The following is a 12699-nucleotide window of genomic DNA, read 5'->3' as shown; positions in this document are numbered from 1 at the left end:
TTTACGCGCGGGCCCGGCTTGTCGATACTCGCGGGCCCGCCGGAGGAGTGGCCGAGCGGTTTAAGGCAGCGGACTTGAAATCCGCCGTGCTCGCAAGGGCACCGAGGGTTCGAATCCCTCCTCCTCCATCTCGCTGATCCTCCGGACATGTTCCGGCAGTCATGCTCGATCGAGCATGCTCTCCGGGACATGTCCCAGGGGACACCGTCAGTAACGCGTCGGCGGCTTGCCCTCTTTGCTGCGCGGCACTCGACGCTCGAGCCGCTGCTCCCACTCGACGCCGGCGATCGGCACCACGTAGACGGTGGGGCAGACGAGGCGGCGGTCGGTGGAGCCGAGCCGGCGGGCCCAGTACTCGACGTCGACGACCTGGTACGGCACGTCGTCGATGACGACGACCTCGTGGATCCGCGGGACGAACTGCACGTCCTCGGTGGTCTCGGTGCGGAACAGCAGGCGGCCTTCGCAGGCGTATTCGACGTAAGGCATGGTCGCGCGCCGCGAGTCTACCGCGAAGCCTCGCCGAGCAGCGCCTCCCGCAGCGCGCCGGGGTCGCGGAGCGGCGCGCTGCAGACCTGGGCCCGGCAGACCAGCGCGGCCGCCGGAGCCTCGCCCGGCTCGAAGCTCACCGCCAGGCGCGCGCGTACGTGCGGGCGGGCGGCGGCGACGGTGCGCGCGAGCTCGCCGACCGCCTCGGGCGAGGGGCCGCGCAAGGTGACGTGGACGGCCTCGGGCGCCGCGAACTGCGCGGCAGCGATCAGGCTGGCGAACGCGAACGGCTGGCGGATCGCCGCGCCCTGCCGCTGCAGGCACGCCTCGGCGGCCGCCCTCGCGCCCGCCGGGGCGACGCCGGCGAGGTCGAGCCGCAGGAGGACCTCGACCATCACCCCGAGGCCGCTCGGGATCGCCGAGTCGTGCTGCGACTCGGTGCGCTCGATCAGCCGCTCGGCGTCGTCAGCCGTGACGTAGAAACCGACCCCGCCGGCCACGGCGTGGTGCGCCAGCGCGTAGCGGGCCAGCTCCGCCGCCGCCGTCTGCCACGCCACGTCGAGCGTCGCCTCGTGCAGGTCGAGCAGGCCGCGCGCCAGGAAGGCGAGGTCCTCGAGGTAGCCGCGCGTGTGCACGTCGCCGCCGAAGTCGACGCGCATGACGTCGCCGTTCGGCCGGACGTGCGCGGCGAGCAGGCGCCGCGCGGCCGCCTCGGCGAGGGCGAGGCTGCGCCGGGCAAGCTCGGGCTCGCCCCACTGCTCGGCCGCCATCGCGGCGCGCACGAAGCCGGAGATCAGGAGGCCGTTCCAGGCGGTGAGGATCTTGTCGTCGCGCAGCGGCGGGACGCGCCGGTAGCGAGCGGCGAGCAACCTGTCGCGCAGCGGCGCGAGGCGGGCCTCGAGCGCCGCCTCCGTGATGCCGAGGCCCTCGGCGACGACCTCCGGCGGCTGCGCGAGGTGCAAGATCGACATGCCGTGCTCGAAGTTGCCGCGCGGGTCGACGCCATAGACCGCGGCGAAGAAGGCGGCGTCGTCGCGGCTGCCGAGCACCTCCTCGAGCTGCGCCGGCGTCCAGCAGAAGTACTTGCCCTCGACGCCCTCGCTGTCGGCGTCGGTGGCGGCGTAGAAGCTGCCGGCGGGCCCGCGCATGTCGGCCTCGAGGTACGCGACCGTCTCGCGCACGACCCGGCGCAAGAACCCGCGCTCCGGCCAGCGCAGGCTGGCGTCGGCGTACAGGCCGAGCAGCAGCGCGTTGTCGTACAGCATCTTCTCGAAGTGCGGCACCAGCCACACCCGGTCGACGGCGTAGCGGGCGAACCCGCCGCGCAGGTGGTCGTAGATCCCGCCGCGCCACATCTTCTCGAGCGTCAGCAGCAGCTCCTGTTCACCTGTCCCATCGGACCTGTTCTGAAGCATGAGGACTTCGAGGCCGGTCGCGTTGGGGAACTTGGGCTGGCGGCCGAACCCGCCCCACTCGGGGTCGATCTTGGCCCGCAGCTCGCGGGCCGCGGCGGCCAGCGGCGCGGGGCCGACGAGCGCGCCCTCGCCGTCCTGCCCGCCGGCGGACAGCTCGCGGATCCCGTCGAGCAGCTGCTCGGCCTGGCCCTCGACGTCGGTGCGGCGGGTCTTCCACAGGTCGGTCAGCGCGAGCAGCAGCTGGCGGAAGCTCGGGCGGCCGTAGCTCGGGACCGGCGGGAAGTAGGTCCCGCCGTAGAACGGGCGGTGGTCGGGCGTCAGGAACACGGTCAGCGGCCAGCCGCCGCCCTGCCCCATCAGCAGCACGACCTTCTGGTAGATCTCGTCGATGTCGGGCCGCTCCTCGCGGTCGACCTTGATGTTGATGAAGTGCGCGTTCATCAGCGCCGCGGTTTCGGGGTCCTCGAAGGACTCGTGGGCCATGACGTGGCACCAGTGGCAGGCGCTGTAGCCGACCGACAGCAAGATCGGGCGGTCCTCGCGGCGGGCGCGCTCCAGCGCCTCGTCGCCCCACGGGTACCAGTCGACCGGGTTGTCGGCGTGCTGCCGGAGATAGGGGCTCTTCGATTGCGCGAGACGGTTCATGGCCGGTCTGGAGTGTGCGTGCTCCTCGCCCGGGCGCCGCCGGCCGAGACGCGCCGTTCCTCACACCCCGCCCGCGCCGAACACCCCCACAGCCCCCCGCTCGCCACGTCCGAGGGCTGGACCCTTTTAAAATTTCTGGTAATGTCCGCGCCCCGCCACCTGGAGAGGTGTCCGAGTGGTCGAAGGTGCCAGACTCGAAATCTGGTGTGGCGAAAGTCACCGTGGGTTCGAATCCCACCCTCTCCGCAAGTCTTCCCCGAGAAACAGCCCCACAGAGCACGACAACCAGAGCACCCGGAGAGGTGTCCGAGTGGTCTAAGGTGCAAGATTGGAAATCTTGTGTGGGGCAACCCACCGTGGGTTCGAATCCCACCCTCTCCGCACCGGCCTGAACAACCGGCACTTATGCCCCGAGCGACGGCTCTCTCGTAAACCCCGCCAGGACCGGAAGGTAGCAACGGTAGCGAGAGAACGGGTGCTCGGGGCGCTTTTATTGGTTCGACGCGCGCCCTGAGCGCGAGCGCGGCGGCTCAGCCGCGGTACTCGTCCTTGGCCCGCCGACGCGCCGCCAGCTCCTCGACCGAGCCGGCGCGGACGAACGGGTTGGTCGCCCGCTCGTCCGCCACCGTCGTCGGCGTGGTGCGGCCGGACAGCCGCGCCGCGCGCTCGGCGATCGCCCGGTTGTCGGGCTCGACCACGGCGGCGAACCGCAGGTTGGCCGCCGTGTACTCGTGCCCGAACCACAAGCGCGTGGCCGGCGGGAGCGCGGCGAGCTGCTGCAGGCTGGCGTGCATCTGCGCGGGTGTCCCTTCGAACAGGCGACCACAGCCGGCGGCGAACAGGGTGTCACCCGTGAACACGTCGTCGGGCTCGCCGCCGCTGCCGACGAGCCGCCAGGCGATCGCGCCGCGCGTGTGCCCCGGGATGTGCAGCCCGAGCAGCTTGCGCCCGACGAGCTCGCGGCCGGTGTCCTGCCACTCGTCGGTGGCCGCGTCGACGAACACGCTCTGCTCGGGGATCCGTCCGCGATCACTGGCGTGCCCGGCGACCCACACGTCGCCGTGCCCGCGCACGAGCTCGTCGATGCCGCCGACGTGATCGTGGTGATGGTGGGTGGCGAGGATCGCCCGCAGCCGTCCGCCGCTCGCCGCGATCGCCCGCGCCAGCGGCTCGGCCTCCGACGGATCGACCAGCCAGATCTCCCCGCTCTGCGCGTCGCGCAGGAGGTACGCATAGTTGTCACGCAGACAGGGGACCGGCTCGATCGTCAGCACGCGGACGTCTTAGCGGAGCCATCTTCGCGGCTCAAGCCTGCCTGTCCCCAGGGACATGTTACTTTGGCAAGGAGTGCGGCCGGGGTCGGGAGACCCGAGACGGCGTCACGGTTCGGCTCGGTCGACGAGCCGTGCATCGGCGCCTGGAAACTGACTCGAGCCAGGTGCTGACTTGTGCGACGGCAGCGAGCGTCGCTCACTGCCGTCGTCGTTCAGCGACTGCGACCGCCGCCGCCGCCGAAGCCACCGCCGCCGCCACGACCGCCGCCGCCTCCGCCGCCTCCGCTGAAGCCCCCACCGCCTCCGCCGCCGAAGCCTCCGCCTCCGCCGCCGCCTCCGCTGCTGAAGCTGCCGCGGCTGCCTCCGCCGCCGAAGCCTCCGCCGCCGCCGAAGCCGCCCCCGCTGCTGAAGCCGCCGCGGCTGCCTCCGCCGCTGAAGCCGCCGCCGCTGAAGGTCGAGCCGGTGCCGCGCGAGCCGCTGAAGCCCCCGCTCTCGCCGAACGAGCTGGTCGCGCTGCGCGGGCCGCCGCGGGAGCCCGAGGTCGCGGGCACGTAGGTCGCCTGCGACGAGGCGAAGCCGCCGCCCGTGCTAGGCCGGGCCGCACCGGCCGCCATCGTTCCGCGGTCACCGCCGCTCGAGCCCGGAGGCGCGTAGGTGGGGCGATAGGTCGCGTTCATGCCGCCCGAGCTCTTGGCGGCGCCGGCCGAGAGCGTGCTCGACCCCGGAGCCTGGTAGCCGCGCCCCCCGCCGCTCTCACCGCCGCCCGGTCGCGCTGCGCCGGACATCGGCATGCTCGGGTAGCTCGCACTCGCGCCGGTGACCGTACGCGTGCCGCCGGCCGTCCACGAACCTGGCCCTTTGGGCAGCTGGCTGGGTCGGGTGCTCGGCGCCGCCAGGTTGGACGACGCGGCTGCTCCACCCGGGCCGAGACCACCGCCTCGATTGTCGGACGCCGCGAGCCCGCGCCCGCCGCTGACGCCGCTACTCATGCCGCCTTGCGGCGCCGCGGTCAGGTTGGTCGGCCGACTCGACCCCGGAGCCAGGCCGCCGTTGTTGCCCCCCGCGTGACTGAGCTTGTTGCCGATCCCGCCCGAACCCGTCGGCCCGCCCTGCGACGCGTTCATCGTGTGCCGCGTACTGCCCGTCGGCCCGCCCTGGCTCGGCGTCGTGTGCCGCACCGAACCGGGGTCCTGCGGGTAGTAGTTGTAGTAATACGACGGCGGCATGCCCCAAGCGTGGTAGCCCCAGTGGCCCACGCCGCCCCAGTACCAGCCGTTGCCGTAGAAGCCCCAGCCGTACGAGTACGGGACCCACGGGTAGTAGTAATTCCACGCGTAGACCAGGGGGCTCGGCGGGCCCCAGTAGTAGACCCAGTTGTTGTAGAAGGGGCTGTAATAGACGAAGTTGCCGTTGATGTTGTAGTACCAACGATCGGACCACCACACCCGCGGGTAGGTCTCGATCGCCTCGGGGTACGTGTGCACGTACGTCACGACCTTGACCTGCTGCCCGTCGCTCAGCGTCTCGGTGCCGACCAGGCCCGGCGGGTTCTCGATGTTGGCCTCGGTCTGCGTCGCCGGGTCGACCGGCGCCTCGCCCGGGATCGCATAGCCGCTGGCCTGCGGCGCTCCGGTCGGCGTGGCATACGCCTGGCTCTGCACGTACACGGTCTCGTAGGCCGCCGGCGAAGCGGCCACGGTCCGCGGGATCTCGTCGGGGTGGACCACTCCCGCCCCGGTACCCCGCGCGCAACCGCCAGCAAACGAAAGCACGAGCGCCAGTGCGCTCACGGGACCGATCCAGGGACGCTTCTTCATGAGCTCGACTCCACCCGTGAAGGGTTGAGAACCTCGACGCCAAAGCCTAGCTTTTATTGGCTGACGGGGCCACGAAGGCGCGCCTTCTCCGCCGCGAGGCGCGAAGTCAGGACATGCGTGGGCCACGTCACGGGTTGTCTACCCCCGTTCTCGCTCCGACTCCCCCTCATCCGCCACCGCGGCAGCGTTGACGTGGGTGTGGCTCCAAACCTATGCTCGCAGGTGCGCTCATGAGTGCGGAAATTCACGTCCTCAAGTTCCTGACGGGCAAGTACAAGGGCGAAGAGTTTCCCCTCGATGCCGACAAGGACCACTACATCGTCGGCCGTAGCAGCGAATCGGACCTCGTGCTCGCCGACGACGCCGTGAGCCGCAAACACGCCCGCTTCTTCGCCGAACGCCAGCGCGTGTGGGTCCGCGATCTCGGCTCGCGCAACGGCGTGCTCGTCAATGGAAACGCCGTCCAACGCCACTGCCTCCGCGCCGGCGACCGCATCGCCATTGGCGGCAGCCTCATGAGCGTGGTCGTCGCCAAGCCGAGCCAGGTCGGCGCCGCCCCACGCGCGGGCGAGAAGAAGCACCGCGCCCCGGCGACGGTCGACTTCTCCAACCGCTCGATGACCGGGAGCATCGAGGAGATCCCGCTGGTCGACGTGCTCCAGTGGCTCGCCGCCAGCCGCAAGACCGGGACCCTCAACGTCCGCAACCTCGACACCGTGCAGACCGGCCGCGTGTACCTCCGCGACGGCTACGCGTTCTCGGCCACGATCGACAAGAGCGCCGCGGCGCTGCTGCCCGAGAAGGCGCTGATGCGCATGCTGGCGTGGAAGCGCGGGACGTTCGCGCTCGAGAACGCCGCCCCCGAGCAGGCTCCGGCCCAGGAGATCCGCAGCGCGATCGAACACATCCTGATGGAGTCGGCCCGCCAGCAGGACGAGATCTTGCACCTGGCCGAAAAGACACCCGTGCCGACCTACGGCGCCGAGGTGTCGCTGGTCACGCCGTCGCCCGTCCGCTGGCACACGCTGCCGCCCGAGCAGCTCGACGTCGTGCAAGACCTCGCCGAGGGCAAGACCTGGTCGTTCATCCTCGACTCCTACCCGCAGGACGACCTCGCACTCACGCGCCTCATCGTCGAGCTGCGCAAGAAGCGAGTCGTCGAGTACTCGTAGAGTTGGCGGCGAGAGCGGGCGCGGGGCGCGGAGAACTCGAGAGGGAGGTCGAGGGGCGGCGCAGTGGGGCCCTCGCGACGGCGGGCTCCCTCCCACTTTACGTGCTCGGCGCCGTCGCTGCGATGACGGTCGACTGCGATGTCGCGAGCATCACGCGTGCGCAGGACTATGCACCTGCGCGCGGTAAAGTGGGCTCCGTCCCGCCTGCGTCCCACTGCGCCGCCCCTCGCCCTCCCGCGACGATCGTGGCGAGCCCCGCGCTTCTCCTCGCGCCGATCGACTCGTTGAAGCAAATCGGCGGCACGACGACATCTCTCTGGCGATGCTGCGCACGAGTCACTGTCGACAGCCGCTCATGCCCGGCAAGTGACTCGTTGAAGCAAACCGGCAGCGCGACGAGCCCACGCCGGTCGACTCGTTGAAGCAACTCGGCGATGCCACGATCTCGCCTGGCGTGGGCGAGGGCCGCGTCAGCGCTTCTTCTGCTCGAGGCTCGTGCGGATGTCTTGCTCGATCTTGCCGATGCACTCCGGCTTGTAGCTGCGATACGAGCCGCGGATCGTGCCCTTGTCGTCGACCACGAACGAGAACGGGAAGTTGGGGCTGTCGTACTTCTTGGCAAGCTCCTCGCCGCCGAGGACGAGCTTGGCGGAGATCTTCCGCTCCTTGGCGAACTCCAGCACCTTCTCCGGCTCGGTGTCGGTGGCGACGGCGACGAGCACCGCGCCCTGCTTCTTGTAGTGACGGATCAGCCGGTCGAACTCGGGCAGCTCCTTGAGGCAGGGCTTACACCACGTGCCCCAGAAGTTGAGCAGCACGACCTTGCCGCGCAGGCTCGCCATGCTGATGTCCTTGCCGTCGGCCGTCTTGAGCGCGAACGGCAGCGCGTTGGTGCCCACGCCCGCGTCGCGCCCGCACGAGTCGTCGACCTTGGCGTGCAGCGGCGCCGGCAGGGCAGCCACGCTCGCGGCCTTGGGGTCACTGCCCGGCGCGGCCGGCTCGCTGCTCGGCGTGGGCTCGGCGGCCGCCACCACGTCGCCGGGCGGCGTGCTCTCGGGCGTCTCCGTCGCGGCCTCGGTCGACGCGCCCGCGTCGGTCGCGGGCGCCTCGACCGGCGGCGCTTCCGGCTCCGGTGCCGCCGTCGACTCGGGCGCCTCGCTCGCATCACGCTTGCATGCGGGCGCCAGCAGCGAGATGGTGATCAGGACATGTAGTTTAGGACATTGCTTGAAGGTCATGTTGCTTCGGACTCCAGCGAGCGGGAGATCGCGCGCCACACCTCGCGCAGCTCGTCCGGGCCGGCGCGGTACGGCAGGAGCAGGCGGATCGTGTGCCCGCCGCAGACGGTGACGAGGATGCCGTGGTCGCGCATCATGCGGTCGCCGACGGCGGCGGCGATCTGCTCGCCGGGGCGCCCGACCTGCACGCCGATCATCGCCCCGTGGCCGCGGATCTCGTGGACCCGCGCGCACGGCTCCTCGCGCGCGATCGCCTGCAGCGTCGGCAGCTGCGCGGCGGCGGCGGCGAGCAAGCCCTCTCGCTCGAGGATGTCGATGCTGGCGAGGCCGGCGGCGCACGCGAGCGGGTTGCCGCCGAAGGTGGTGCCGTGGGTGCCCTTGCCCATCGCCTGCGCGAGGTCGCCGCGCGCGAGGCAGACGCCGATCGGGAACCCGCCGCCGAGCGCCTTGGCGATCCACATCAGGTCCGGCGCGAGCGACTTGTCGTCGCCGACGATGTGCGCCCAGGCCGACCACGAACCGGTGCGACCGAAGCCGCTCTGGACCTCGTCGGCGCCGACCAGCGCCCCGTGCTCGCGGCACAGGCGATGGAGGCCGACCAGGAACTCGCGCGTGGCCGGGTAGACGCCCGCCTCGCCCTGCACCGGCTCGATGAACACGGCGGCGATGTCCGCGCCGCGCTCGGCGAAGGCCTCACGCAGCGCGGCGAGGTCGCCGAACGGCAGCCGCAACACCCGCGCGGTGGCGAACGGCGCCGCGGGCTCGGTCTCGCCGAGGCAGCGCACGTAAGGGTGGCGGTACGCGGTGTTGGCGGTGCACGCGAGCGCGCCGAGCGAGCGCCCGTGGAAGGCCCGCTCGAACGCGACGATCGTGTTGCGACCGGTCGCCCGCAGCGCGAGCTTGATCGCCGCCTCGGTGGTCTCGGTGCCGGTGGTGGCGATGAACGCCCGCGCGTCGACCACCGGCATGCGCGCGACGATCGCCGCCGCGAACTGCCGCTGCGGCTCGGTGCTGAACGAGTTGGCGGCGGCGCTCAGGCGCTGCATCTGCGCGGTCAAGGCCGCGACCCACCGCGGGTGCGCGTGCCCGAGCGGCGCACAGCCGACGCCGTTCACCGCGTCGAGGTACACCCGCCCTGCGCTGTCACGCACGCGCAGCGAGCCGCGCTCGTCGGGCACCGCCGCGTCGAGGACGAGGTCGCGGAGCGCGTAGGTCGGCCACCGAAGCTCTTGCATGGGGTGAGCTATGGCAGCCCGGACGCGCCGGTGCAAGCGTCCTAGAACGTGAGCTCGACGGCGGAGCCGAGCCAGCGCAGGCCGGCGCGCGTCGAGACCGGAGGACGGCGCGCCCGCTCGCGGCGCAGCACGATGCCGAGCGCGAGGGCTGCGACCCCGACGGCCGCCGACACGGCGATCGCCACGTTGGTCGCCTTCTGGAGCGACCAGAACGTGCGGTACAGCCCCTCCTTTTCGCCCTCCTCGCAGACGACGCCCTCGCAACCGGCCCGCGCGCGGTCGCGGGCCACGAGCACGCGCGACCCGAGGATCGCCACCGTCGCCCCGCCGGCGAGCGCCAGCGACGTCGTGGTCCAGAACCCCGCGCGCAGGCCCTTGAGCCGCGACTCGCCGGGCGCCACCGCGGTTCCGGGCGCCTTGGGCGGCCCCGCGGGCCGCACCTCGGGGCGCACGAAGCCCGGGAACACGATCGTCACCGTCCCGCCGGCGCGCACGTCGGCGCGCACGTTCTTGCGCTGACCGGGAGCCTCGCCGACGAACTCGACCTCGAGCGAACCGGGCAGCGTGAGCCGCGGGAAGGCGGCCTTGTCGACCACCTCGCCGTTGATGCGGATCTCCTTGATCGCCTCGGGGCTGTCGACCTGCAGCAGCACCTCGCCGAGCCGCTCGCGCAGCTGTTCGCTGCGCTCGAGCGCGGTGGCCCGGTGTTGGTCCTGGGTCTCGGCGCGCCCCAGGTAGTCGCGATAGGCCTCCAGCGCTCCCACCAGGTCGCTGGCGCGGTCGAGCGACAGCGCCTTGTTGTAGGCGGCGTTGATCGACCACGCCGCCTCGAGCGAGCGTGAGAACGCCTCAGCCGCCTCGGCGTAGCGGCGCTCGTTGTAGTGCTGCTTGCCCTCGCGAAAGTGCACCAGCGCGGCCGCCTGATCGGGCACGGCCTGCGGCGCCTCCGACGACGGCGGCGTCGCGACCTCCGGCGGTGGCTCGGGCGCCTCTGTCGCCGCGGGGGGCTCCATCGCGGCCTCGCGCGGCGCCTGGGCCTGCACGGCCGCGGGCATCAACGCGAGGTCGGCGGCGCAGAGCAGGGCCACGGCTCCGCGCCCTCGCCGGCCGGCTCGCCTCATCCGCCACCCTTGGCCACGACCGGGTTGAAGACGGGCTCGTCCTTGAGCTCGCTCTCCTCGCCCTTGTCGTCCTTGCCCTCGGCCGGCGCGGCCGGCTCGCTCGTGCTCGGGGTCTTCGGCGGCTTCTTCTTCGGCTGGCTCGTGATCGTGTTGATCGTCGGCGGCGGGGTCGCCGGCTTCGGCGCCTCGGGTTGCAGCAGGACGATGATGTTCTCGTTGTTCATCGGGATCAGGTTGCGCTTGCTCGGCTTGTAGCCGGCGTGCGTCACCGTCACCTGCAGCCGCGCCTGATCGTCGTACGGCACCACCACGCGCAGCGGCGTCACCTGACCCTCGAGCTGGGGCGCGAGCGCGGCCAGCATCTCCGCGGGACCTTGATGGACCGTGACCGTCGCCCCGACCGGATCGGTCTCGAAGTTCCACACCACCGTCGCCGGCCGCGTCGGCTGTGGTTGTGGTTGCGCTTGCGGCGGTGGCGTCGGCACCGTCGTCGCCGGCGGCTCGCCGGCGGGCGTCGTCGCCCCCGGCAGCACGAACAGCAGCAGCACCGCCGCCACGCCGGCGCCGACCAGCGGCAGCGACAACCACAGCGCCCACGGCCGGCGCCGCACGACCGCCAGCCGATCTGTCGGCGAGGACATGTCGTCGGGGACAGGCGACAGCACGCGCGGATCGGCCAGCACGCGGGTCTGGGTCTGCTCGTCGCGGGCCGCGAGCGCCGGCATCTCGGCGGCCGGCAGCGGCGCCGAGCCGATGTGCAGCGGCCGCGCGCGCCCGTCGCCGCGCGAGGCCCCGCGGATCGCCGCCATGCGGTACTTCGCCTGCTCGGAGAAGTGGTGCCGCATGATCGCCCCCAGCGCGCGCCGCGGCTCGCTGGTGTCGCCGCTCTCGCGCAGCAGGGCGCGGATGTCGGCCAGCATCGCCTCGGCGCTCGGGTAGCGCTCCTCGGGCGTCGGCGCCAGCGCCCGCCGCAGCAGCGCCTCGACCCCCGGCGGCAGGTCGGGTCGCAGCTCCCGCAGGGGCGGCACCTCGCAGCGCATCACGCTCTCGAGCGTCTCGGCGTCGCTGTCGCCGGCGAACAGGCGCCGGCCGGTCAGCATCTCCCAGAAGATCACGCCGAGCGCGAACAGGTCGGTGCCGGCCGACAGCGGCTTGCCGCGCGCCTGCTCCGGCGCCATGTAGGCCAGCTTGCCGCGGAGGTGGCCGGTGTGATTGCTGTTGCGGAGGCCGGTCGCCTTGACGAGGCCGAAGTCGACGATCTTGGTCCAGCCGTCGAAGTTGACGATCAGGTTCTGCGGCGACATGTCGCGATGGACGAGACCGTAGGGCCGGCCGTCGGGGTCGCGCAGGCCGTGGACCGCGACCAGGCCCTCGCACGCGTCGGCGAGGATCTGCAGGGCCACGGCCAGCGGCAGCCGGTCGTCGGTGGGACGCAGCTGGCGCAGCAGCGCCGACAGCGTCTCGCCGTCGATGTACTCGAGGACCATGAAGTAGAAGCCGGAGTCCTCGCCGAGGTCGAGGATGCCGGCGACGTGCGGGCTGTGGATCCGCGCCGCGATCTTGGCCTCGTCGAGGAACATCCCGACGAACTCGGGCTCGGCGGCGAGGTGCTGATGAATCACCTTGATGGCGACCACGCGCTCGAAACCTGCGCTGCCCGTGGCGCGTCCCAGGTACACCGTCGCCATGCCCCCGTGGCCAAGTCGCTGCACGACCTCGTAACGGCCGATCCGCTGCAGCGCGTGCAGCGAACCGCTCCCCTCGCCGGGAGGCGAGGGCGCGACGTCGGCGTTGCCGCGCGGCAACACTTTCGTCTCGGGTTCGAGCTCCATGGTGCGGACCGACTCGGGCACGGTGCGAACACCCCCGAACAGGGCGATGGTGGCACGATACGTCAATCCCCGGGTGTGATCACGTGCGCGGTCCCCAGCCCTCGCTCACCGCAGATGCAGTGAACGGCGAGTCCGACGAAGCCCGCATTCCACGCAACCCTTGGAACCTCGACGTTCGCCGGCGATAGTGCGACCACGAAGCTCGTGCACGTCATGCTCCTCGCGGTGTGAACTGACGAAGCGGATCCTCCTCATCGGAGGAAGGTCAGATTTCGCACCTGTTCACGACGGCGATTTTTCTGTATTCCAGTTCACCGTGCCGGGCTCCCGGCCGCGGGCACCCACCGAAGTTGCCCTTGCTTGTGAGCCCACGGCTAGGTTAAAATAGCTGAGGAGATCTCCGAGATCTCTCCGAAGCCAGAAAATATCTGTGATCCACCATGTCCGCCCTCGACTGATCC

Annotated in this window: 9 protein-coding genes, 3 tRNA genes and 1 other RNA gene; 5 read left to right on the top strand and 8 right to left on the bottom strand. The window is 71.5% G+C overall.

Annotated elements, in window-relative coordinates; genetic code table 11:
• Nucleotides 1-41 precede the first annotated feature (41 nt).
• Nucleotides 42-128, top strand: a tRNA-Ser gene (locus K7C98_RS40290).
• A 79-nt stretch (nt 129-207) separates the two neighbouring features.
• On the opposite strand, the gene K7C98_RS40285 is transcribed toward K7C98_RS40290, so the two are convergent.
• Nucleotides 208-489: a hypothetical protein gene (locus K7C98_RS40285; RefSeq protein WP_096329088.1), complete on the bottom strand. Its 282-nt coding sequence runs from the start codon at nt 487-489 to the stop codon at nt 208-210.
• Nucleotides 490-506: 17 nt separating this feature from the next.
• Complete coding sequence (locus tag K7C98_RS40280) at nt 507-2549, bottom strand: thioredoxin domain-containing protein (protein ID WP_224197252.1); 2043 nt, start codon at nt 2547-2549, stop codon at nt 507-509.
• Nucleotides 2550-2710: 161 nt separating this feature from the next.
• Here K7C98_RS40280 and K7C98_RS40275 point away from each other — a divergent pair.
• The 3 genes from K7C98_RS40275 to ffs all read left to right on the top strand — a co-directional run bounded on the left by K7C98_RS40275 (nt 2711) and on the right by ffs (nt 3046).
• A tRNA-Ser gene (locus K7C98_RS40275) sits at nt 2711-2795 on the top strand.
• 50 nt (nt 2796-2845) lie between these two features.
• Nucleotides 2846-2930: transfer RNA gene (locus K7C98_RS40270), tRNA-Ser, on the top strand.
• Nucleotides 2931-2950: 20 nt separating this feature from the next.
• Nucleotides 2951-3046, top strand: an RNA gene (gene ffs / locus K7C98_RS40265) — signal recognition particle sRNA small type.
• 33 nt (nt 3047-3079) lie between these two features.
• Here ffs and gloB read toward each other — a convergent pair.
• Both gloB and K7C98_RS44290 read right to left on the bottom strand, forming a co-directional pair.
• A complete protein-coding gene (gene gloB, locus K7C98_RS40260) occupies nt 3080-3823 on the bottom strand; it encodes a hydroxyacylglutathione hydrolase (RefSeq protein WP_224197251.1) in 744 nt (247 codons plus the stop codon).
• Nucleotides 3824-4035: 212 nt separating this feature from the next.
• Nucleotides 4036-5550, bottom strand: coding sequence for a hypothetical protein (locus K7C98_RS44290; protein WP_263430251.1), 1515 nt, complete (start codon nt 5548-5550; stop codon nt 4036-4038).
• A gap of 320 nt (nt 5551-5870) precedes the next feature.
• Here K7C98_RS44290 and K7C98_RS40250 point away from each other — a divergent pair, with 320 nt between their 5' ends.
• On the top strand, nt 5871-6812 hold the full coding sequence (locus K7C98_RS40250) for a DUF4388 domain-containing protein (protein ID WP_224197250.1): 942 nt from the start codon (nt 5871-5873) through the stop codon (nt 6810-6812).
• Nucleotides 6813-7282: 470 nt separating this feature from the next.
• Here K7C98_RS40250 and K7C98_RS40245 read toward each other — a convergent pair whose 3' ends face one another.
• From K7C98_RS40245 to K7C98_RS40230, 4 genes are read right to left on the bottom strand one after another with little or no spacing between them, the layout of a single operon-like run.
• Nucleotides 7283-8050 carry a TlpA disulfide reductase family protein gene (locus K7C98_RS40245; protein WP_224197249.1) on the bottom strand — a complete coding sequence of 256 codons (768 nt, stop codon included), beginning with the start codon at nt 8048-8050 and terminating at the stop codon, nt 7283-7285.
• Nucleotides 8047-9285, bottom strand: a complete 1239-nt coding sequence (locus tag K7C98_RS40240) for an aspartate aminotransferase family protein (protein ID WP_224197248.1) — start codon at nt 9283-9285, stop codon at nt 8047-8049. The genes K7C98_RS40245 and K7C98_RS40240 overlap by 4 nt, the downstream gene beginning before the upstream one ends.
• 41 nt (nt 9286-9326) lie before the next feature.
• Nucleotides 9327-10373 (bottom strand): tetratricopeptide repeat protein, encoded by a 1047-nt coding sequence (locus tag K7C98_RS40235; RefSeq protein ID WP_224197247.1) that lies wholly within the window; start codon nt 10371-10373, stop codon nt 9327-9329.
• 29 nt (nt 10374-10402) lie between these two features.
• Complete coding sequence (locus K7C98_RS40230) at nt 10403-12304, bottom strand: serine/threonine protein kinase (protein WP_224197246.1); 1902 nt, start codon at nt 12302-12304, stop codon at nt 10403-10405.
• Between the last annotated feature and the right edge of the window lie 395 nt (nt 12305-12699).

The organism is Nannocystis pusilla, from assembly GCF_020073745.1.
Lineage (GTDB): Bacteria > Myxococcota_A > Polyangia > Nannocystales > Nannocystaceae > Nannocystis > Nannocystis radixulma.
The sequence above is the reverse complement of the archived record's forward strand: the minus strand, read 5'-3'. Positions and strand labels throughout refer to the sequence as shown.